We start from the raw sequence: 22,354 nt of genomic DNA on the forward strand, positions 1-22,354 counted from the left end.
CGTCACGAGACGGGCTGCCAACAACGCCACAAGGAGTTTTCCATGACCGCTTCTTCCATCAGCCGTTCGCTGGATTGGATACCGCTGTGCCAGCGCAGCGACCTGGTGCCCTTCTCCGGTGTCGCCGCCTGGATCGACAGCGCCGAGGGCCCCGCCCAGGTGGCGCTGTTCTACTTGCCCGGGCATAGCCCGGAACTGTTCGCCATCGACCACCACGACCCCATCGCCAAGGCCAATGTGCTGGCCAGAGGCATCGTCGGCGACATCCAGGGAGAGCCGGTGGTGGCCTCTCCCCTGTACAAGCAGCACTTTCGCCTCAAGGACGGCAGTTGCGTGGAAGACGACAGCGTCTCGCTGCGCACCTGGGCGGTGGCCTTCGACCAGGACAGGGTAATGATCGCACCCTGAGCGCCGCAGCATTTCGGCCCGGGCCTGTGCGGCACGAAAGCTGGCGGGCTCGGTCCTGACCGTCATCTCGGGGGATAAGTCCGTCGCGGCCGAATCGCAGAGGACCGGCCTGGCGTGAGCGGGAAGGTTGACCGAAGAATTGACCTGATAGCGCAGCGTTGACACTTCGCCCTTGCAGCATTTTTGTCATCGTCCATGCTTGACTCAAGGGCACCGCTGGACCGAATCAGGGTCCAATGTAAAGAAGCGCCGTTGGCAGCACGTCTTGCGCCACAGCGGGACAAGCTGCAAGGAACGGCCAACCCGCCCAAGGGTTCGAGAATCGATTGAGAACCAGTTGAGAATCGGTTGAGAACCGTTTCATGGCCACAGGAGGAGCCTATCGTGTGCAATCCGACACCTTGGCGGCTGTCACATTCCTGACATCGCGCGCTGAGAGTGTCGACATCAAGGCGTCATGTTGACGCCCAAGGTGACAATCAGGAGAGCTGTGCCGATGGTACGCATCGACAAGAAGGCCACCCGACTGTACGTGCTGGACACCAACGTACTGATCCATGATCCCAGCGCCCTCTACCAGTTCGAAGAGCACGAAGTGGTTATCCCCATGACCGTGCTCGAGGAGCTCGACAAGCACAAGAATGGCATCCGCGAAATCGCCCGCACCGCCCGGCAAGTCAGCCGGACCCTCTCTGACCTGACCGCCAACGTCGACATCGACCAGATACGCCAAGGTATTCCCATCACCCGCGTCAGCGGACCAGATGGCCGACTGAGACTGCTCTGCTACTCCGACCTCACCCTGCCCGACAACCTGGAAGACAGCCCCGACAATCGTCTGCTCGGCGAGACCTGCCGACTGCGTCAGGAGCGCCCCGACGCCTCGGTGATCCTGGTCACCAAGGACATCAACCTGCGGGTCAAGGCCGCCGCCCTCGGCGTGCCGGTCGAGGACTACCTGACCGATCGCGCCTTCGATGACTCCGACGCCATGACCGACGGTGTCGCTGTGTATGAGGACGCCGGCCGTGGCTTGTGGGACGCCATGGCGCTGGACGTCAAGGTCGAGCGCGACCATGACCGTGTCATCTATCGCCTGAGCGGCGAGATTCCCCAGCACTGGCACCTGGGCATGCTGGTGTCCGACGCCGACAGCGAGGCCAGCTTCGAAGCCATCGTGCGCGAACTCGCCCCCCACCAGGCCACCCTGGAGCTTCTGACCAACTATCGCCACGGCGCCAGCGTCTGGGGGGTACACGCCCACGACAGCCGGCAGAACTTCACCTTGAACCTGCTGATGGACGACGCCGTGGACCTGGTCACGGTGGCCGGTAGTGCCGGTACCGGCAAGACCTTCATGACCCTGGCCGCGGCCTTCCAGCAGACCCTCGATACCAAGCGCTTCGAACGGGTGGTGTTCACCCGAGCGCCGATCTCCATGAGCGAGGACATCGGCTTTCTGCCCGGCACCGAAGAGGAAAAGATGTCGCCCTGGATGGGCGCCTTCCACGACAACATGGACAACCTGCTGCGCGACGAGCATGACGGAAGCTCAACCTGGAACCAGGACGCCACGCGCCAACTGCTGGGCTCACGCGTACAGATCCGGGCGCCGGGCTTCATGCGTGGACGCACCCTCAACGACACCTTCCTGATCATCGACGAGGCCCAGAACTTTACGCCAAAGCAGTTGAAGAGCCTGATCACCCGAGCGGGACGCAACACCAAGATCGTCTGTCTGGGCAACGTCGGCCAGATCGACACCCCTTACCTCACCGCCAATACCTGCGGCATGGCCGCAGTGGTTCAGAACTTCAAGAACTGGCCCCATGCCGGCCATGTGACCTTGAAGAGCGTCGAGCGCTCGCGCCTGGCCCTGGCCGGCGAAGAGCTGTTGTAAGCGCCCCCAGCGGAACGAAAGCGCCCCCCAACGAAACCAAAGCGCCCCCGCCCGAAAAGGCGGGGGCGCTGGCGTCTAGAGAGCCGACATGGCATGGCGGCGGTGGTACGCTCCCTACAACACCGTCACTACAGTACCGTCAAGAGCTGGCCCCATGCCGGCCAGCTCTTCATAAGACACCTTGAAGAGCGTCGAGCGCTCGCGCCTGGCCCTGGCCGGCGAAGAGCTGTTGTAGCACCTCCCCCCAAACGAAACCAAAGCGCCCCCGCCTGCAAGGCGGGGGCGCTGGCGTTCGGCCCGGAGCTGACACGTTCACTTGTCCCGCTCACTTGTCCCGGTTCATGGCCTTCTCGATCAGTTCCTCGGACTCGCTCTTGGGTGTCTTCTCGATCATCTCCTCCGCTTCGGCGTAAAGGCAGACGTAGGTCTGGCAGGAAGCGCAGTGCACCTTTTCATCGGGATTCTTGGTGCTGGGGACTCGCATGTTGTAGCTGCCGCAGTTCGGGCAGGGCTTAGGGATCCGCAGATCTTCGCTCAACGCCATCTCGATCTCCTTGTAGATGGTGGATGATGCCAGGGCCTTGCCCAACGCGAGGTTATCGCGTTCATACTCAGGAAGGAGGCCCTTCAATTGGTTGCGACCGGCACGCTTGGCATCGTAGAGCGCTCCGTCCACACGCCGCATGGCCATGTCGAGACTTTCGTCCTGCCCGACACAGATGGCTCCCATGCTCACCGTTACCTTGAGGGCACGACGGTCGACCTTCAAGGTCGATGCTTCCACGTTGCTTCGAAGACGCTCCAGTATGTCCCAGGCGTCTTCGGCATGAACGTCACCGAGCAGTACCAGAAATTCTTCGCCCCCGATACGCGCCAGCAGGTCATAGGGGCGCAGGCTTAGACGACAGGTATCGGCGAAAGCCTTCAGCACCATATCCCCGGCGGCGTGGCCGTAGGCATCGTTCAGTGACTTGAAATGGTCAAGATCCAGCATCGCCAGCACCGCTGGCTCGCCACGGCGCCGCAATCGGGCGAGTACCCGCGCTCCTGCCTCGAGGAAGGCACGGCGATTCATCACGCCGGTGAGGACATCGGTGCTGACCAGCTTGGCGACACGCGACTCCGCCTGCTTGCGCTGGGTCACATCCAGCAGCAGGCCATCCCAGACCACGGTGCCGTCATCGAATCGCTGGGGCGTCCCCCTGGCCTCGAACCAGCGCTGTCCTTCCGCGACGGTCTCCTGAGCATCACCCAGGGTGATGTCCAGGTGCCAGGGTGTGAGGCTGACCAGCGACTGGGCGAGCGCCAGCGTCAACTGCTCACGCGCGTCCTCGTCCAGCCTGGAAAGCACGACCTCGACGTCTTCAAGGGCTCTTTGACGAGACAGCCCCGTCTGGGATTCGAAGCCAGGTCCCAGGTAGTCAAACGACAAGCCTCCCCCGGGCGACTGGCGCAGCCGGAACACCACTCCCGGGAGCCTCGCCATGCGGCTTTCAATGGTGCGGCTCAGTCGCTGAGCTGACGCCGCCTGCAGTTGCAGTCGGCTGACGTCGTGCTTCATCAGCATCCAGCGGGCAGCGCACCACGACACCGGGTGGATGCTGGTACCAAGGTGACGTAGACGACCAACCCCGTCACAGGCCACCACGCCTTCCCAGCTCCCGCCTCCCTCGCGACAACGCGCAAGGGCCAGCTCCAGTGTCTCGGCTGCCGTACTGCAATGAACATCGGTCAGGCGCAGCCCCCTGATGTCTGCCAGAGACTTGCCCAGTTCATTGCACTGACGAGCGTTCGCCCAGACGATGGTTCCTTCATGGTCAAGCAACAAGGCGGACCCCGGCGCGGCGCCCAGCAGGGCCTCGGCCCCCGACTCCCCGTCACTGACCGTCATGGTCTGTGGGGGTGCGCCACTCTCAGCCTTTGTCTTGTCGCGACGGAAAAACCTCCATACAGACATCACCCTGCATCCCGTAAGCTTTTTCTTAATTTTTTGTACGAAAAAAGCTTAGAAGAACCAGACTTCCTTCGCAGGATGAAAAGTCTCATGTTCGCAGGCTGAGCAAAGCAGCCTCAGGACTCACTGTCCCAGCAGCTCACTCATCCACTCGCCGATATCCCCGATCTGCTGCGGGCAGACCGCGTGAGCCATGGGATACTGACGATAGACGGTGTGATAGCCAAGCTCCTCCAGACGAGCGAAGGCGGCTCGGCCCAGGGATTCGGGTACCACCGGATCCATGCTGCCGTGATGGATTTCCACCCTCAGATCGCGATTGGCCTCGTTCAGCTCGATCGAGTTCGCGGTGGCAAAGTAGGTGGACATCGCCAGTAGACCGCCCAGCGGCTTGTCAAAGCTGAAGGCGGCCTCGTAGGCAACGGCCCCACCCTGGGAAAACCCGGCCAGCAGGATACGTCGGCTGTCGATGCCGGCATCGATCTGGGACTGTATGACGCCCTTGATCCGCTCGGCCGACAGCCGCAGCTGCATCTCGTCCACCCGACGGTCCAGGCTCATCTCGAGAATGTCGTACCAGGCGGGCATGACCATGCCACCATTGATGGTGACCGGCAGTCGCGGTGCATGGGGCAGGATAAATCGGATCTGAGCGTAACCGGGCCTTGGCAGCATGGGCACCACCGGCTCGAAGTCACGTCCATCCGCTCCCAGGCCGTGAAGAATGATCATGCAGGCGTCCGCTTCGCCGCGGGGCTCGATGACCAGCTGGTCGTTGTCGCTCATGGGCAGATCTCAGTCTATGTTGCAAAGCACAACCTCCTAGCCTACCGCAATGCGCCAGAGGGGACGAGCCAAACAGGTGAAGTCACCCGGCTACCGAGAAGCACACAGGGCTTTTTAGAACGGCCAGAAAAAGGGTGTCAGCACCAGCACTACCACCGCGGTCAGTAGATTCAGGGGGCCGCCGAGCTTGAGGTAATCCTGTACCCGGTAGCCACCGGGGCCCATCACCATCAGATTGGTCTGATAGCCAATCGGGGTGAGAAAACTGGCCGATGCGGCAAACATCACCACGACCACGTAGGGCAAGGGATTGACGCCGAGACTCTCGGCCCCTGCCATGGCGATGGGGAAGGTAATGACCGCTGCGGCGTTGTTGGTCACCAGCGAGGTCAGCAGCGCCACCACACAGTAGGTGCCCACCAGCAGCGCCCAGGGACTGTCGCCGACGACACTCAGCAGCCCACGGGCCACCACATCTGCTGCCCCGGACGTCTGCAGTGCGGCGCCCAGGCCAAAGGATGCAGCGATGGTCAGTAACACCTGGGTGTCCATGCCGCGACGGGCACTGCGGACGCTGACACAGCCGCTCAACAGGGCTGCCGTGGCGCCCAGCATGGCGGCGTTCATCATGCTCATCAGCCCGGTGGAGGCCAGCACCACTACCGTCGCCAGGATCGCCCAGGCGCGCAGCGCTCGGTCGAAGGCGGGCCTGGCCTGACCATTGACCTGGCTGATCAACAGGAAGTCCTGAGACTGTCGATGACGTTCAATAAAGGCCGGGCGCGCCTCGAGCAACAGCACATCGGAGGGTTGCAGACGAATCTGCCCGAGGCTACCCGCCACCCTGCGCCCGCCACGACAAACCGCCAGCACAGCGGCGCCATAGAGCGTGCGAAAATGGCCATCGCGAATCTTCTGCCCGATGAACTGGCACTGGTCGGAGACTACCGCTTCCACCAGGCGGCGCTCGCGAAACTCCTTCTCAAGATGCGACTCCCCCAGACGAGATGGCCTCAGACCGCGCATCTGCTGCAATTCCACTGCCCCCTCAGTGGTGCCGGCAAAGACCAGGTGATCCCCGCCCTTGAGACGTTCACCCGGCCCCACCACGCTGACCACATTGCCACCGCGTTCGATTTCCACCAGGAAGAGCCCGGAAAGATGCCGCAGCCCGGCCTCTTCGACGGTACGGTCGACCAGCGGCCCCTGCGGATCCACTTCCATCTCGATGGTGAACTCGCGCAGGTTGGCGAAGGCCTCCTCACTGCCGGGGCGCCTGGACAGCAGACGAGGCGTTACTACCAGCAGGTAGACGACCCCGACCAGCGCCATGGGCACGCCCACCCAGGCGATTTCGAACAGCCCCAGGTGGAGATCCGGGAAGCGCTCCTGCATCAGCGAATGCACCACCAGATTGGTACTGGTACCCATCAGGGTGACGGTGCCCCCGAGGATCGAAGCGAAGCTCAGCGGCATCAGCAACAACTGCGGGGCAATCGAGAAGCGACGCCCCCAGCTGATCACCGCAGGGATGAAGGTGGCCACCACCGGCGTGTTGTTGAGCAGCCCGCTGACGGCGGTGACTGGCCACACCAGGCGTGACAAGGCGTGACGTTCGCCGGAGGGGCGTCCCAGCACGTGACGAATGATCAGATCGATACCACCGGTATCACGCAGGCTGGCGACCAGGATGTAGAGGAAGGCGACCGTGAACAGGCCACTGTTGGAAAAGCCGCCCAACGCCTGCTCGGCGTCGATGACCCCAAGGCTCAGAAGCACCACAAGAGCCCCCATCAGCACCATGTCGGGGCCGAGGCGGGTCAGCGCCATCAACGGGAAGACGGCACAGGCAACGGAAAGGGCGATCCAGGCATCCAGCGACATGAGGTGGCCTTGCTGAAGAGAATCAGCCTATTGTGCCTCCCTCACCTTATTCTAAATAGTTACAATGTATTATTTTTTTATCTCTTTCAGGCATATAGGCCCTTCACCCTATACCTCAGCGCCTTTGCGAGAGATTCACCTCGTTTACGGGTGTCCTTCACCGGCACCCACCCGGGGCGCAGAACGACACATCAGAAACGCAAAAAGGCCCGCCGTAGCGAGCCTTTTCCATGCATCAAGTGCGATGCATCATGCCGCCTGAGCGGCCATCAAGCGATCGACTTAGTCGATGACCTTGATGTTGGAAGCCTGGAGGCCTTTCTTGCCCTGAGTCACCTCGAAGGAGACCTTCTGGCCATCCTGCAGGGACTTGAAGCCGTCGGCTTGAATCTCGGAGAAGTGAGCGAACAGGTCGTCACCGTTGTCGTCCGGAGAGATGAAGCCGTAGCCCTTAGTGTCGTTGAACCACTTGACGGTACCAGTTGCCATGATCGAATCCTCGACTAGCGTATATACATTACCGGGAGATACCCGAGTTGCAGTGGGTAAAACAAGAAACCTTCCCCCGGAACATCGTCGCCAGGATGCTTCGATGACCTCTGAGACGTTCAACTTGCTAACCAACTGCGAGCAGCATGCGCCGTCTTGGCGCTCAGGTCAAACACTATTTGCACTTGGTTACGAGACGATGACCCTTTGCAGTCACCTGCAGCAGCACCTCACGACTTGCCGGCTGCCGCCTTTAGCGCGGCCTCTCTCCCGAGCCATGCCTCCGCCTTTTGCTCCACTGTGCCTGGTCGTCACCCGGTGCCGCGTGCTCTATGCCGGTGACAGGTAATGTGCTTGCATGAGTAAAGAACACAAGAAAACCGTGACTCAGGGAGAACGACATGGCCTCGTACCTTTCACGCCACGCCTCGACCCGCTTCGGCGCCTACTACATCGCCGTCGCCGGCCTGATCGTCAGCCTGCTCGGGCTACTGGCGTCACTATGGTGGCTGACGGGGGTGCTGGCGTTTGGCGCGCTGACCGCGCTGGGCACCTATGACATCGTCCAGCGTCGCCGCACGGTCAGTCGCAACTACCCGATCCTGGCGCATATTCGCTACTTCCTGGAATCCATCGGGCCCGAGTTCCGCCAGTACTTCATCGAGGCGGACACCTTCGAGTCGCCCTTCTCCCGCGAGCAGCGCTCGCTGGTCTATCGACGGGCCAAGAGCACCATCGACAAGAAGCCCTTCGGCTCGCTCCGGGACATGAACGCCCCCGGCTACGAGTGGATGGGGCCATCGCTGTCACCGGTGGAGATCACCGATCATGACTTCCGCGTGGTCGTCGGCGAGCATCGCGCCAAGCCCTACAAGGCCAGCGTGCTCAATATTTCCGCCATGAGCTTCGGTGCCCTGTCGCCCAATGCCATCAGCGCCCTCAACGAAGGTGCCAAGCTCGGGGGCTTCTACCACACCACCGGGGAAGGGGCGATATCGCCCTACCACCTGCGCGGCGGCGACCTGGTGTGGCAGATCGGTTCCGGCTACTTCGGCTGTCGTCGCGACGACGGTGGATTCGATCGCGACAAGTTCAAGGAGAATGCCCGTCGTGACGAAGTGAAGATGATCGAGATCAAGCTGTCCCAGGGCGCCAAGCCTGGCCATGGCGGCATCCTGCCGGGGGCCAAGGTGACCGCCGAGATAGCCTCGACCCGCGGCGTGCCCGAAGGCCAGGACGTACTTTCGCCGTCCAAGCACTCCGCCTTCTCCACCCCCTGCGAGATGATCCACTTCATCCAGGAGCTGCGCACCCTGTCCGGCGACAAGCCGGTGGGCATCAAGCTGGCCCTGGGCCATCCCTGGGAATGGTTCGCCATGGTCAAGGCCATGCTGGAATGCGGCGACCGCCCCGACTATATCGTGGTCGACGGTGGCCAGGGCGGCACCGGCGCCGCACCGCTGGAATTCATCAACCGCCTCGGCATGCCGCTCAATGACGCCCTGATCCTGGTCCACAACACCCTGGTCGGCGCCGGACTGCGCGACGAGATTCGCATCGGCGCCAGCGGCAAGATCATCAGCGCCTTCGACATCGCCCGCACGCTGGCGCTGGGCGCCGACTGGGTCAACATGGCCCGTGGTTTCATGTTCTCGCTGGGCTGCATCCAGGCCCAGAGCTGCCACAACGACCAGTGCCCCAGCGGGGTCGCCACCCAGGACAAGGCCCGCGGCAACCGCCTGGACGTCGAGGACAAGTCGGTGCGGGTGAAGAACTTCCACGCCAATACCAAGTTCGCCCTGTGCGAGATGCTGGAGGCGGCGGGGCTGCATCATCCCAGCGAACTTGGCCCCGAACACATCATCAGGCGCCTCTCCAATGGCAAGGCGCTGCCCTACATCAGCCTGATCGACAGCCTGGCACCCAAGGAGTTGCTGGAGGGCGGCGCCAAGAACCATCCGCTGTATCGTGAGTTCTGGGATCTGGCGGATGCGAACAGCTTCGATGCCCCCTGCGCCCTGCACAGTCTGCGACAGACCAAGCTTCTCTAGTCGCCGGCCATCCTCGCCCTCCCTGCCTCCAGGGGGGGCGGCCACCCGCTCTTCCCTTTCGGCTTACCTTGCCCCTGCCTGACCCCACGCAGTGGTGTTGCTCAGCGATGGTCGACGCAGTCCCCCACCTCTTCCAGTTGCATCGTGACATGCTCGATATCGAACCCTTGGGTCAGCACCTCCCGCACTGCCACCAGAGTTGTCTGGTGGTCTTCTCCCGAGCGCACCCCGACGTGCATCGACACCAGATGCCGTCCGGGTGTCAGCGACCAGGCGTGAACATGATGAACGTCGCATACCGCCGGTACCGCCTCGACGACGGCCCGCTTCATGGCATCGATGTCCAGGGATTCCGGAACGCCTTCCAGCAGGATGTGCCCACTCTGGCGCGTCAGTGTCCAGGCATTCCTGAGGATCAGCAGCGCCACCAGCACCGACAGCAGCGGGTCGATCGGCGTCCATCCGGTCGCCATGATCACCAGCGAGGCAACGATCGCCGCAACGGAACCGAGCAGATCGCCCAGCACGTGCAGTGCAGCACCGCGAATATTCAGATTGTCGCGATCGCCGCCGTGAAGAATCACGAAGACCACGATGTTGACCAGCAGTCCCGCCACCGCCACCGTCAGCATGACAGGCCCCAGCACCTCGACCGGACTCAGCAGGCGGCGGACCGCTTCGATCGAGATCCAGACGACGATGGCGATCAGGGTCAAGCCGTTGACGAAGGCGGCGAGGATCTGCACCCGGTCATAGCCAAAACTGCGGGCGTCGTCGGCAGGTCGCTTGCTGAGGCGGGCGGCAAACCAGGCCAGCACCAGGGCAGCGCTGTCGGTGAGCATATGGCCGGCGTCGGCCAGCAGCGCCAGCGATCCGGAGACAACACCTCCGATCACCTCGGCCACCATGAAGGACGCTGTCAGCAGGATGCCCCAGGCCAGCCGACGCTGGCTGTCGGTGTGTACATGGCCGATGCCATGGCCATGGCGGTGCGCGTCATGGCCGTGGGGATCGTGCCGATGCTTGTCACGCTCAGCGTGCTGGTGAGCAGGGCCGCCCGCTGTGGCGCTTTCGGTCGTTCGATGTTCATGAGCCATGGGAGTCTCCCGGAAGACGCGTTCCTCATCCTTGATGCTAGCATTTGCCAGGTGCTGACCCGGACCACTCGCGCAGCCAGGTCAAGACCAGCGCTACCAGACCAGTCAGCGCAACGGCCACCTCGGGAACAGTCTGCAAGGCATACGCCGGCGCTCTGGCCTCCTTGCCGCTTACCGTTGATACTCTTGATGTATTCGCCATGCGCGAGGTCTCCCCCCGTAAAGGGGCTTACCGACAGCGAACCGACACAGGACCGCCATGACCGACACCGGAACGTCTCCCGACGACCTTCCCGCTATCCTCGCCGGCCCCATCCTGCGACGCTTGAGTCCCGAACGTCTGCGCATCTGGCTGGTGGCGAGCCGTCCGCTCAGCTTGACCCTCGAGCTGTCACCCAGCGGCGAGTCACCGCGCCGACAGCCGCTTGGTGAGGACGATTACCGGCTGGTGCCACTGGGCCGCCATGCCCTGCTCTACCTGATCGATGCGCCGCTGGATGAGCCTCTGCCCCAGGACACCCGGATCGACTACGACCTCAAGGTGACGGACGAGCGCGAAACCTCACTCGGCGAGCTGGCGCCCCATCTGTGCCATGAAGGGCACGAGACGCCGGCATTCGTGCTGGCATCGAGCCACCGACGCCTGCTGCATGGCTCCTGCCGTCGTCCTCACTACGATGGCCCGGACGGCCTGGCCCATCTGGACAGCTGGCTCGCCCAGCGTCTCGACTGTCCCGAACAGTGGCCGGCCTGGCTGTTGATGACCGGCGACCAGATCTACGCCGATGACGTCGCCGGCCCCTTGCTGGTGGCGATACACGCGCTGATCGAGCGCCTGGGGCTGTTCGACGAGACCCTCGAGGGCTCAACCATCGACGACAGCCAATCGCTCTACGCAAGCCCCTTCAGCTACTATCGACGCGAAGAATTGCTGCCCGACGTCAAGAGCTCGGCTGCCCTCAAGGATCGCTTCTTCGGGGGCGTTCGCAAGCCGGTGTTCACGTCGGCCAGCGCCGCCAATCACCTGATGACCTTCGCCGAGATGGTGGCCATGTACCTGCTGGTCTGGTCGCCGACGCCGTGGCGCCTCATCGAGTGCCAGCCTCCTGCACTTGAAGAAGAGCGACGAGAGACCTACGACGACCAGGCCCGGATCATCGACGACTTCGTCGCTACCCTGCCTGCCGCCGCCCGCGTCATGGCCCAGTTGCCGAGCCTGATGATCTTCGATGACCACGACGTCACCGACGACTGGAACCTTACCGCGCAGTGGGAAAGCACGGCTTACGGCCACCCCTTCTCCAAGCGCATCATCGGCAATGCCCTGCTGGCCTATCTGCTGTGTCAGGGCTGGGGCAACGCCCCCGAGCGGTTGAAGGCACCGCTGGACGAAGCCCAGGCGCTGTTGAGCGACGCCAACGATAACCAAGGCTGGCTCGACAAGGATCAGCAGGATGCCTGTCTCGAGCGCCTCTTTCGCTTCGAGGGCTGGGAATTTCAGGTGGAGGGCAGTCCACGTCTGGTGGTGCTGGATACCCGCACCCGACGCTGGCGCAACGGGCGCAAGCCCGAACGGCCATCCGGCCTGATGGACTGGGAGGCGTTATCGGAATTTCAGCAGGAGTTGATCGACGCGCCGTCGGCGGTCATCGTCTCTCCGGCGCCGATGTTCGGGGTCAAGCTGATCGAGACCATCCAGAAATTGTTCACCCTGGCGGGCAAACCGCTGCTGGTGGATGCCGAGAACTGGATGGCCCATCGTGGCGCCGCCAGCGTGATGCTCAACATCTTCCGCCACTCGCGGACCCCGGGGCACTACGTCATCCTGTCTGGCGACGTGCACTACTCCTTCGTCTACGACGTGCGTATCCGTCACCGGCACCAGGGCCCGATGATCTGGCAGATCACCTCCAGCGGCCTCAAGAACTGCTTTCCCGACACCCTGCTGGATACCTTCGACCGGCTCAATCGCTGGCTTTACTCGCCACGCTCGCCGCTCAACTGGTTTACCCAGCGCCGGCCCATGGCAGTGGAGCCCAGGGACCCGGACCGCGCCAAGGCCGGAGAACGCCTGTGGAACGGGCCCGGCATCGGTCTGGTCACCCTGGCCGAGGACGGTAGCCCCGAGGACATCCGTCAGCTCGACGCCCGCGGCATGGAGGTGGTATTCCCTCCGCCCGAGAAGGCGCCATAACCCCGTCCTTGGCTCGCTTGCGCTACAGCAGCCGACCCTGGCCAGGTTGGCTCAACCTTTTGTTGGGTTTGCCCAGCTTACTAGCGCTGGCTTCTGCGCCCGGTCGGTTTACTTGCGCTGGACCGATTCGACCTTTCGTTCAGGTGGTCCATATCGCTGGCTCATGCGCCCGGTCGGTTTACTTGCGCTGGACCGATTCGACCTTGCGTTTCAGCTTGCTCATACGAGCACGCTCGGCCAGTGGCCGGCTGGCGTCCTCCACCGGGCCACCCTTGGCCGGTCCCAGCAGGTGGGCCATCCAGCGGGTCTGGGGGTGGCTGTCGAGGGCGATCTTCAACGTCATCGTCAGCACCACCGACAGCAACATGCCGGTGACCCCGAAGATCCAGCCCCATACCACCAGCGACAGAAAGGCGACGAAGGTGGACAACCCCAGCGCCCGCCCCATGACCCGCGGTTCGACCAGATTGCCCATGACGAAGTTGATCGACAGATAGGCAAGGCTCAGCAGCAGAGCATCGCCCATGCCCCCGTCCGGAGACACCAGCACCAGCAGCACCGCCGGCACCGCGGCGATGGCCGAACCGATGTTGGGGATATAGTTGAGCGCAAAGGCCAGCACCGCCCACAGCAGCGGGAAGTCGACCCCCACCAGCAGACAGGCCACCCACACCAGGGCCCCGGTGACCAGGCTGATCACGGTCTTGACCGCCAGGTAACGCTTGAGGGTGTGGCTGAACTCGTTGAAGCGCTCGAGGCTCGGGGCGGGGTTGGCCAGCGCCCGGGATATCTTGTCGCGGAAGTTCAGGGTCTCGAACAACATGAACATCACCAGCAGCGCCACCACGACACTCTGCATCATCAGATTGCCGAGCTGGCTGAGCAGTGCCGGAAGCCATTCGCCAAGCTTCTGGGTGTCGAGAAACCCGGCCAGCCGCTGGGTGTCGATGGCAAGCCCCATGCTGGCCAGTCCATCGAGCAGGCGCAGGTAGTATTCGTATAGCTTTTCCTCGATCCCGGGCAAGGCCTCGGCAAAGGTACCGACACTATTGGCCAGCAACAGCGCCAGCAGGATCAGCATGCCGCCGATCACCACCAGCGTGACCCATACCGATAGTTTCAAGCCCAGCCCCCGCTCGTGCAGCCACTGCACCGGGGCGGTACACACCACCGCGATGAACAGCGACAGCAGCACCGGCACCAGCAGGTCTGCCCCCGCGCGCATGCCGGCGACGATGACCACCAGTGCAGCCAGGGCCAGCGTCAGGTTCAAGGGGAGCCTGCGCTCCTGCGCCTCGACTTCATCTTCCATGGACGGTAGCTCCTCTCGTTAACCAGCCGTCGGCTCGACGGCGTTATCGGCGCCATCATGCCCCGCCAATCGTTTCAGCACAAAGAATCATGGCACATGGCGCAACATTGCCAATGTTCCGTGTATCACTCCGGCGACATTGGCCGGCCCAGGCTCAACCATGCAAGGATCGTGGAGACGCTTGAGATCCGGGAACGTCTCGCCAGGGACACCGTCCCAGTCAGTAGGCCCTGGCCGGTGCTGGACCCTGTCAGACTTGTCTGCGACGCGCCCCCTGTTGTTCGCCCTGTCGTTCATCCCCCACGTTACAAGGAGAATCCGATGTCACTCGCCACTCCCTCCGCCCGGTCACGGGCGATGCCGAGCCTTCGCCTGCGCCACCTCAACCGGCTGGCGACAGTGGGGCTCGGCCTGGCGCTGGCTTCTCTGGCCGCCACGCCCTCCCTGGCCGCCGAGTCACCCACGCCACGCTATCTGGATATCCAGGCCCAGTCCGAGCTCAAGGTCGCTCCGGACGAGGCGACCTTGAACGCCCGACTGTGGGAGCTGACACCGGCCATCGCCCAGGAAAAGGACAGTGGTGACCACGGCCAGGCCCTGGCTGAGGCCCGCCAACGCCTGGAGGATCGTGCCGCCGAGCTGATCTCGGCGCTGGAAGACGCGGGTCTTTCCCGCGAGGCGATCAACGCCGGATCGCTGCGGGTACAGCAGGAGATGCTGCATCAAACACGCCAGGGCAACGACAACCCCATCCCCATGGTACGTACTCGCCTGGAGCGTCCGGTGACCCTGGCGATCAGCGATCTCGATAGCCTTCCGACCCTGCTCGACGCCCTGACCGAAGCCGGCGTCAATGCACTGGACGGCGTCAGCTACGATCTTGCCGACCGCGACGCGGCCAGCGACCGCGCACTGACCCAGGCGCTCGAGCGCGCCAGGGCCAAGGCCGAACTGATGGCGGACGCCCTGGGAGTGGAGCTCGGTGAGGTGATCCATGTCAGCGAGACCAACGCCCCGGTGTTTCAGCCACGCATGATGGCGATGCGCGCCGACATGGCCGAAAGCGGCGGCAACGCCGACTACAGCCCCGGCAGCATCACCATCGACGCCGGTGTCCAGGTCCGCTGGGGGCTGGCCGAGGCAACCGCGGATATCGATCAGGATCGCCAGCAGGTCCCGGCTGCGCCGCAATGACGATAGCGGCGACGTCAGCCCGACGGCCATGGCATCGGTGGCCAACGAGTCGCACCCGCCCAACGGAAAGCGGCCGGGGTCCGGTGCCATATCGCCTAAGCCCGTGACGTAAAAAGCCCGTGACGCAAAAGCCCCGGTGGTCGCGACCACCGGGGCTTTTGCTTTTGCTTGTGCTTAAGCAAGGGCAAGCGCGCCCGCCCCTCTCAAGGACGGATCAGACGTTGATGCACTCGACCCCGCCCATATAGGGACGCAGCACCTCGGGAACGGTGATGGAGCCATCCTCGTTCTGGTGGTTTTCCATCACCGCGATCAGGCAGCGGCCCACCGCCAGGCCGGAGCCGTTGAGGGTGTGCAGAAGCTGCGGCTTCTTTTCACCCTTGGCGCGGAAGCGCGCCTGCAGGCGGCGTGCCTGGAAGTCCTCGCAGTTGGACACCGAGGAGATCTCGCGGTAGGTGTCCTGGCTCGGCAGCCAGACCTCGAGATCGTAGGTCTTGGCGGCGGAGAAGCCCATGTCACCGGTGCACAGGGTCACCACCCGGTAAGGCAGCTCGAGCGCCTGAAGGATCGCCTCGGCGTGGCCGCGCATTTCCTCCAGCGCCTCGTAGCTCTTGGCCGGATCGACCAGCTGCACCATCTCGACCTTGTCGAACTGGTGCTGGCGGATCATCCCGCGGGTATCGCGACCGTGGGAGCCCGCCTCGCTGCGAAAGCAGGGAGTATGGGCGGTCAGCTTCAACGGCAAGGCGCCAGCGTCGACGATCTCGCCGCGCAGCAGGTTGGTCAGCGGCACCTCGGCAGTCGGGATCAGGTGGAACTCGCGCTCGTCGTCGAGCTTGAACAGGTCCTCGCCGAACTTGGGCAACTGGCCGGTGCCGTAGAGCGAGTCCCGGTTGACCATGTAGGGCACGTAGCACTCTTCGTAGCCGTGCTCCAGGGTCTGCTTGTCGAGCATGAACTGGGTCAGGGCGCGGTGCAGGCGAGCGATCGGCCCGCGCATCACGGCGAAGCGAGCGCCGGTCAGCTTGGCGGCAACTTCGAAGTCCAGATCGCCCTTCTTGGCTCCCAGATCGACGTGATCCTTGACCTCGAAGGCGTACTCGCCGGGGTTGCCCCAGCGCGACACCTCGACGTTGTCGTCTTCGCTTGCGCCTTCGGGCACGCTGGCGTGGGGCAGATTGGGGATCCCCGCAGCGATGTCTTCCCACTGGCCCTGCACCTCGGCCAGCGCCACCTTGGCAGCGTCCAGGCGCTCGCCCAGGTCACTGACCTCGTCGAGCAGCGGCTGGATGTCCTCGCCGGCGGCCTTGGCCTTGCCGATCGCCTTGGAGCGAGTGTTGCGCTCGTTCTGCAAACGCTCGGTCTCGGTCTGCAGCTCGCGACGGCGGGATTCCAGCGAGCCAAGCGCCTCGCTGTCGAGAGAGTAACCGCGGGTGGCCAGTCGTTGGGCGAGCGTATCGAGGTCGCCGCGCAGCAGTTTCGGATCGAGCATGGAGTCTGGTCCGTCGCCTGAGTGGAAAGAACATGTCGGATGCGGAAGGCGTCACCTGGGGCCGTGCGTCACCATCGCCAGCGTCGGACGCTGCTCTCGGGCCCCACTGTGAGGACTGCCGAAAAGCGCCCCGCTGGTGTGCCCTGGGACCACCCTCCGCGCAGGCGACACATTGTAGGCAAAAGCGAGAGGCGGCGCCATCGACCGGGGGCGAGCGCCCGCTTCTCTCGCGATCGGGATGCACCCACCCCCCGAGACGCGGTAAAGTGGACGCCCTCCCATTCTCCTGCCCTGTCGATAGCGCCAGCCGCGCCGCCGCGGGGCCTGTATCGACCGAGACCATGATCGCACCACTGCCCCTAGCTGATGCCGCGACCCCACTGGACCAGCACTATGTCGACTTTCTCAAGGCCCTGAAGGCGGAAGGTTTCGAGGGTGAAATCGCCCCGGACTACGCCAGCCGCACGGTACTGGCCACCGACAACTCGCTCTACCAGCGTCTGCCCCAGGCGGCGGTGTTTCCGCGCCATGCAGGCGACCTCGAGCTGCTCGGCCGGCTCGCCGGGCGGGAAACCTTCCGCAAGGTGGCCCTGACACCACGTGGTGGCGGCACCGGCACCAACGGCCAGTCGCTGAGCGACGGCCTGGTGGTGGACGTCTCCCGGCACATGAACCAGATCCTCGAGATCGACGTCGACAACCGCCGGGTACGGGTCCAGGCCGGGGTGGTCAAGGACCAGCTCAACGCCGCCTTGAGGCCCCATGGGCTGTTCTTCGCACCGGAATTGTCCACCTCCAACCGGGCGACCATCGGCGGCATGATCGCCACCGACGCCAGCGGCCAGGGCAGCTGCGAATACGGCAAGACCCGCCACCATGTGCTCGAGCTCGACAGCGTACTGATCGGCGGCGAGCGCCTGATCAGCGCCGCGGTCGACGAGGACGAACTCGAGACCCTGTGCGCCGAGGACTCGGCCCGGGGCCGCGCCTATCGCGCCGCCCGCAAGATCATCGAGCAGGAGCGCGAGCGCATCGAGGAAATCTTCCCGCCGCTCAACCGCTGCCTGACCGGCTACGATCTGGCCCACCTTCGCGACGACGACGGCCGCTTCAACCTCAACAGCGTGCTGTGCGGCGCCGAGGGCTCGCTGGCGCTGACCAACGAGGCGGTGCTCAACGTGCTGCCGATCCCGCGCCACTCGATCCTGGTCAATGTGCGCTACCCGAGCTTCATGGCGGCCCTCGCCGACGCCAAGGCGCTGATGGCCGGCGGCTCGTCACCAGAAAAGCCGCAGGCGCTTCGCCCCACCTCCATCGAGACCGTGGACGACAAGGTGTTGAAGCTCGCCATGGAGGACTTCGTGTGGGACTCGGTGGCCGAGTTCTTCCCGGTGGATGGCGGCCCGGCCATCGAGGGCATCAACCTGGTGGAGTTCAACGACGACGACCCCGAGCGCCTCGAGGCCCGGGTCGACGCCTTCTGCCGGGGACTCGAAAGCGACACCAGCGTCACCCGCCTGGGCTTCACCCAGGCCATCGGCCGTGACGCCATCGGTCGGGTCTACGCCATGCGCAAGCGCTCGGTGGGCCTGCTCGGCAACGTCAAGGGCGAGAAGCGCCCGCTGCCCTTCGTCGAGGATACCGCGGTACCCCCCGAGCACCTGGCCGACTACATCGCCGAGTTCCGCGCCCTGCTCGATGCCCGAGGGCTCGAGTACGGCATGTTCGGCCACGTCGACGCCGGAGTGTTGCATGTGCGCCCGGCGCTGGACATGAAGGACCCGCGCCAGCAGGCGATGATCCGCGAGATATCCGATGAGGTGGCGGCGCTGACCCAGCGCTACCACGGCCTGCTGTGGGGGGAGCACGGCAAGGGCGTGCGCTCGGAGTACGCCCCAGCCTTCTTCGGTGAGCTCTACCCCAGCCTGCGACGCCTCAAGGGTGCCTTCGACCCGCACAACCAGCTCAATCCCGGCAAGATCGCCACGCCGCTGGTGGAGACCGACGAAGCGGCCGACAGCCAGCCCAAGTCCGGCGCCAGCCAGCCCAAGCCCGGCGCCAGCCTCAGCGACCCAGGCCTGCTGGCCATCGACGCGGTGCCCATGCGCGGCGACTTCGACCGTCAGATCGACGAGCGGGTATGGCAGGCCCACGCCGACGCCGTCTACTGCAACGGCAACGGCGCCTGCTACAACTATGATCCCGACGACGCCATGTGCCCGTCGTGGAAGGCCACCCGGGATCGTGTGCACTCGCCCAAGGGCCGCGCCAGCCTGATGCGCGAATGGCTGCGCCTACAGGGGAAGGCCGGCATCGACGTGGTCGAGGAGTCACAGCGCAAGAAGGATGAGACCGCGCTCGGCTGGCTCGCCCACCTGCCCCGCCGCGCGCTCAACAGCCTGCGCGGCAAGGACGACTTTTCCCACGAGGTCTACGACGCCATGGCCGGCTGCCTGGCGTGCAAGTCCTGCGCCGGCCAGTGCCCGATCAAGGTCAATGTCCCGGCCTTCCGCTCCCAGTTCCTCGAGGTCTACCACGGACGCTACCTGCGACCGCTGCGCGACTACCTGATCGGCGGGCTCGAATTCCTGCTGCCGGCGCTGGCGCCACTGGCCCCGGCCTACAACGCGGCACTCGACAACCGCCTGGTGGACCGGCTGATGGCCCGCGGCCTCGGCATGGTCGACAGCCCCCGGCTGTCACGCGCCCGGCTCAAGAAGCAGCTCAAGGCCTGGGGCGTGGCCGAGGCAACTCCGCTGACGCTGGGACGCCTCAGCGAGCGCCAGAAGGCGCGCAGCGTGATCCTGGTGCAGGACGCCTTCACCAGCCACTTCGAAGCCAGACTGGTCGCCGACGTGGTGGAGCTGCTGTCGCGCCTCGATATCCGCGTCTTCGTCGCGCCCTACAAGCCCAACGGCAAGCCGCTCAACGTCCAGGGCTTTCTCGGCGCCTTCGAGCGCACCGCCCGCAAGCGTGCCCGAGAGCTCTCCACCCTGGCCGCCAGCGGCGTGCCGCTGGTGGGCATCGACCCGGCGATGACCCTGACCTATCGCCAGGAGTACGTGAAGGCACTGGGTGAGCAGGCGGTGCCTGAGGTGCTGATGCTGCAGGAGTGGCTTTTGAGTCTGGGCGCCTCGCTGGTGCCCTCGGGACTCGACCTGAGCGAGGAAGCCCCCTTCCAGCTGCTGTCCCACTGCACCGAGAAGACCCAGGCGCCGGGCAGCCCCAAGGCCTGGCAGCAATTGTTCGAACGTTTCGGGCTGCGCCTGGCGCCCCTGCCCTCGGGCTGCTGCGGCATGTCCGGCACCTACGGCCACGAGGCACGCAACCTTACGACCTCGCGCACCATCTACGCCCAGTCCTGGGAACCGGTGGTGCAGGAGCACGGCGGCAGCGATCGCCTGCTGGCCACCGGCTACTCCTGTCGCAGCCAGGCCCGACGCTTCTCCGACAGCCGGCTGCCGCATCCGCTGCAGGCGCTGCTCGGCGCACTTCGTCGGGCGAGCTGAGTCAGACCATCGTTGACGCCTATGATGGCGATGGTTTGCATGATCGACGCCGCGTCAGTACGCTGCGCGGCTTTTCCCGTTTCGGAGTCGACCGACCATGGAGCATGCCGGACTCACCCTGGCGGCCGTTGGCCTGCTGGCGCTGGGCTCACAGTGGCTAGCCTGGCGCCTCAAGGTCCCCGCCATCCTGACGCTGTTGATCGCCGGCATTGCCGCAGGCCCGGTGACCGGCCTGCTCGACCCCGACGCCCTGTTCGGCGAACTTCTGTTCCCGCTGGTGTCGCTGGCGGTGGCGGTGATCCTGTTCGAGGGTAGCCTCACCCTGAACTTTCGCGAGCTGGGAGGGCATGGCCGCACGGTGCGCCGCCTGGTCACCTGGGGCGCCCTGATCACCGCCCTGTGCGGAGCACTGGCCGCCCGCTGGCTGCTGGGCCTGAGCTGGGAGATGGCGAGCCTGCTGGGGGCGCTGCTGGTGGTCACCGGCCCGACGGTGATCCTGCCGCTGCTGCAGACCCTGCGCGCCCGCGAGCACCTGACCCAGATCCTGCGCTGGGAAGGCATCCTGATCGACCCGGTGGGCGCCATCGGCGCGGTACTGGTCTATGAATTCGTCGCCCTGGGCTCCGGCACCCAGGCACTGCCGCATACCCTGATGCTGTTCGCCCAGACCGCGTTGATCGGCTTCGGCTTCGGCGTCGCCGGCGGCTATCTATGGGGCCAGGTACTGCGCCAGCACCTGCTGCCGCAACGGCTGCACAGCTTCGGCACCCTGATGACCATGCTCGGTCTGTTCACCCTGTCCAACACCCTGTTTCACGAGTCCGGCCTGTTGACGGTGACGGTAATGGGCGCCTGGCTCGCCAATATGCGTGGCGTGCCCACCCGACCGATCATCGAGTTCAAGGAGACCCTGTCGATCCTTCTGATCTCGGGTCTGTTCATCCTGCTGGCGGCACGTCTGACGGTCGAGCAACTGGCACTGCTGGGCTGGCCGGCCTGGGCCTTTCTGGCGGTACTGTTGTTGCTGGTGCGTCCTCTGGCGGTGTGGCTGTGCACCCTGGGCAGTGGCCTGGACTGGCGCGAGAAGAGCCTGCTGGCGTTCATCTCGCCCCGCGGCATCGTCGCCGCCGCGGTGGCCTCGCTGTTCGCGCTGCGGCTGGAAGAGATCGGAGTGCCCGGCGCCGACCGGCTGGTACCGGTGACCTTTCTGGTGATCATCGCCACGGTCGTATCCCAGAGTCTGCTGGCCCGCCCGCTGGGCGACTGGCTGAAGGTGCGCCGTCCCTCGGCCCACGGCGTGCTGATCATCGGCGCCAATCCGGTGGCCCGGCAGATGGCCCACTGTCTGCGCCAGGCCCGACTCGGCGTGCTGCTGACCGACTCGAGCTGGGACGCGGTGCAGGCCGCCCGCGCCGAGGGGCTCTCGGCCTACTACGGTGACCCGCTGTCCGAACACGCCGCCCAGCACATGGAGCTGAGCGGTATCGGCTACCTGATGCCGCTGTCGCCCTACCGAGAGCTCAATGATCTGGCCGCGCTGCACTTCGAGCATCTGCTGGGCCAGGGCCAGGTGTTCCGCCTGGCGGTCAACCTGGGGCGCCAGGCCCGGCGCCAGCACGCCACCGCCATCGAGCATGTTCCCTACCTGTTCGGCCGCGAGATGACCTTTGCCCAGCTCTCGAGCCTGGTCGAGCGTGGGGCTCGCTTCGAGGTCGAAAGGCTCGACGAAGCCCCCCGCTCACGGGCGCTGCTGCGCGCGAGCGGCGACAAGCGTGCGAGTGGAGAAAGGGGTGAAAGACGCCCAAGTCACGTCCACAGCACAGACACCCGGCAAGCGCCCCTCCAGGCCAAGGACGTCGCCAGCGCGAGACGTCAGGGGGCTTTCCCCGGCGACACCGACTCGGCGCCGCTGATCTGTGTCGGCACTTCAGGGCGGCCGCGCATCGCCACCGCCGACGCGCCGCTGACACCACGCAAGGGCGATCATGTGATCCGCCTGGTCATGCCAGACCGGCAAAGTAGTCGGAAATAAAAACACCTCGGGCCGGTCGATGACCGGCCCGAGGTGTCTTCAGGCGAGTACA

At 64.7% G+C, this 22,354-nt stretch carries 14 protein-coding genes; 7 read left to right on the forward strand and 7 right to left on the reverse strand.

The features are described 5' to 3' along the window. The first annotated feature begins 42 nt into the window (after positions 1-42). Positions 43-408: a nitrite reductase small subunit NirD gene (gene nirD / locus NFH97_RS03135; RefSeq protein WP_108450113.1), complete on the forward strand. Its 366-nt coding sequence runs from the start codon at positions 43-45 to the stop codon at positions 406-408. A gap of 496 nt (positions 409-904) precedes the next feature. Beyond that, positions 905-2,308, forward strand: a complete 1,404-nt coding sequence (locus NFH97_RS03140) for a PhoH family protein (RefSeq protein WP_124802560.1) — start codon at positions 905-907, stop codon at positions 2,306-2,308. Positions 2,309-2,633: 325 nt separating this feature from the next. On the opposite strand, the gene NFH97_RS03145 is transcribed toward NFH97_RS03140, so the two are convergent. From NFH97_RS03145 to NFH97_RS03160, 4 genes are all read right to left on the reverse strand, one after another. Further along, positions 2,634-4,199 carry a sensor domain-containing diguanylate cyclase gene (locus NFH97_RS03145; RefSeq protein ID WP_222515462.1) on the reverse strand — a complete coding sequence of 522 codons (1,566 nt, stop codon included), beginning with the start codon at positions 4,197-4,199 and terminating at the stop codon, positions 2,634-2,636. A 186-nt stretch (positions 4,200-4,385) separates the two neighbouring features. Next, positions 4,386-5,048, reverse strand: a complete 663-nt coding sequence (locus NFH97_RS03150; RefSeq protein WP_108131499.1) for an alpha/beta hydrolase — start codon at positions 5,046-5,048, stop codon at positions 4,386-4,388. 114 nt (positions 5,049-5,162) lie between these two features. After that, positions 5,163-6,932, reverse strand: coding sequence for an SLC13 family permease (locus NFH97_RS03155; protein ID WP_045994374.1), 1,770 nt, complete (start codon positions 6,930-6,932; stop codon positions 5,163-5,165). A 282-nt stretch (positions 6,933-7,214) separates the two neighbouring features. Continuing rightward, the gene (locus tag NFH97_RS03160; protein WP_045994373.1) at positions 7,215-7,421 is read right to left on the reverse strand and encodes a cold-shock protein; all 207 of its coding nucleotides are present in this window, start codon (positions 7,419-7,421) and stop codon (positions 7,215-7,217) included. 401 nt (positions 7,422-7,822) lie between these two features. Here NFH97_RS03160 and NFH97_RS03165 point away from each other — a divergent pair, with 401 nt between their 5' ends. After that, a complete protein-coding gene (locus NFH97_RS03165) occupies positions 7,823-9,472 on the forward strand; it encodes an FMN-binding glutamate synthase family protein (protein ID WP_045994372.1) in 1,650 nt (549 codons plus the stop codon). A 101-nt stretch (positions 9,473-9,573) separates the two neighbouring features. Here the strand turns inward: NFH97_RS03165 and NFH97_RS03170 are convergent, their stop codons facing one another. Next, positions 9,574-10,569, reverse strand: coding sequence for a cation diffusion facilitator family transporter (locus NFH97_RS03170; protein ID WP_349622317.1), 996 nt, complete (start codon positions 10,567-10,569; stop codon positions 9,574-9,576). 259 nt (positions 10,570-10,828) lie between these two features. On the opposite strand from NFH97_RS03170, the gene NFH97_RS03175 reads away from it, so the two are divergent. Then, entirely contained in the window at positions 10,829-12,763 is a 1,935-nt protein-coding gene (locus NFH97_RS03175) for an alkaline phosphatase D family protein (RefSeq protein WP_349622316.1), read from the forward strand. A gap of 178 nt (positions 12,764-12,941) precedes the next feature. Here the strand turns inward: NFH97_RS03175 and NFH97_RS03180 are convergent, their stop codons facing one another. Continuing rightward, on the reverse strand, positions 12,942-14,075 hold the full coding sequence (locus NFH97_RS03180; protein ID WP_349622315.1) for an AI-2E family transporter: 1,134 nt from the start codon (positions 14,073-14,075) through the stop codon (positions 12,942-12,944). Between the two features lie 321 nt (positions 14,076-14,396). On the opposite strand from NFH97_RS03180, the gene NFH97_RS03185 reads away from it, so the two are divergent. Further along, positions 14,397-15,269, forward strand: a complete 873-nt coding sequence (locus NFH97_RS03185) for an SIMPL domain-containing protein (protein ID WP_231498481.1) — start codon at positions 14,397-14,399, stop codon at positions 15,267-15,269. Between the two features lie 214 nt (positions 15,270-15,483). Here the strand turns inward: NFH97_RS03185 and serS are convergent, their stop codons facing one another. Continuing rightward, a complete protein-coding gene (gene serS, locus NFH97_RS03190) occupies positions 15,484-16,761 on the reverse strand; it encodes a serine--tRNA ligase (protein WP_108131496.1) in 1,278 nt (425 codons plus the stop codon). Between the two features lie 341 nt (positions 16,762-17,102). On the opposite strand from serS, the gene ydiJ reads away from it, so the two are divergent. Then, positions 17,103-20,270, forward strand: a complete 3,168-nt coding sequence (gene ydiJ, locus NFH97_RS03195) for a D-2-hydroxyglutarate dehydrogenase YdiJ (protein WP_349624424.1) — start codon at positions 17,103-17,105, stop codon at positions 20,268-20,270. Between the two features lie 97 nt (positions 20,271-20,367). Next, complete coding sequence (locus NFH97_RS03200; protein ID WP_222569213.1) at positions 20,368-22,302, forward strand: cation:proton antiporter; 1,935 nt, start codon at positions 20,368-20,370, stop codon at positions 22,300-22,302. Positions 22,303-22,354: the final 52 nt, after the last annotated feature.

It is taken from the genome of Halomonas sp. SCS19, from assembly GCF_040147015.1.
Lineage (GTDB): Bacteria > Pseudomonadota > Gammaproteobacteria > Pseudomonadales > Halomonadaceae > Halomonas > Halomonas litopenaei.

Coding starts and splice junctions, on each gene's coding strand:
- nirD (WP_108450113.1), top strand. CDS start 43: ATGACCGCTTCTTCCATCAGCCGTTCGCTGGATTGGATACCGCTGTGC.
- NFH97_RS03140 (WP_124802560.1), top strand. CDS start 905: ATGGTACGCATCGACAAGAAGGCCACCCGACTGTACGTGCTGGACACC.
- NFH97_RS03145 (WP_222515462.1), bottom strand. CDS start 4,199: ATGACGGTCAGTGACGGGGAGTCGGGGGCCGAGGCCCTGCTGGGCGCC.
- NFH97_RS03150 (WP_108131499.1), bottom strand. CDS start 5,048: ATGAGCGACAACGACCAGCTGGTCATCGAGCCCCGCGGCGAAGCGGAC.
- NFH97_RS03155 (WP_045994374.1), bottom strand. CDS start 6,932: ATGTCGCTGGATGCCTGGATCGCCCTTTCCGTTGCCTGTGCCGTCTTC.
- NFH97_RS03160 (WP_045994373.1), bottom strand. CDS start 7,421: ATGGCAACTGGTACCGTCAAGTGGTTCAACGACACTAAGGGCTACGGC.
- NFH97_RS03165 (WP_045994372.1), top strand. CDS start 7,823: ATGGCCTCGTACCTTTCACGCCACGCCTCGACCCGCTTCGGCGCCTAC.
- NFH97_RS03170 (WP_349622317.1), bottom strand. CDS start 10,569: ATGGCTCATGAACATCGAACGACCGAAAGCGCCACAGCGGGCGGCCCT.
- NFH97_RS03175 (WP_349622316.1), top strand. CDS start 10,829: ATGACCGACACCGGAACGTCTCCCGACGACCTTCCCGCTATCCTCGCC.
- NFH97_RS03180 (WP_349622315.1), bottom strand. CDS start 14,075: ATGGAAGATGAAGTCGAGGCGCAGGAGCGCAGGCTCCCCTTGAACCTG.
- NFH97_RS03185 (WP_231498481.1), top strand. CDS start 14,397: ATGTCACTCGCCACTCCCTCCGCCCGGTCACGGGCGATGCCGAGCCTT.
- serS (WP_108131496.1), bottom strand. CDS start 16,761: ATGCTCGATCCGAAACTGCTGCGCGGCGACCTCGATACGCTCGCCCAA.
- ydiJ (WP_349624424.1), top strand. CDS start 17,103: ATGATCGCACCACTGCCCCTAGCTGATGCCGCGACCCCACTGGACCAG.
- NFH97_RS03200 (WP_222569213.1), top strand. CDS start 20,368: ATGGAGCATGCCGGACTCACCCTGGCGGCCGTTGGCCTGCTGGCGCTG.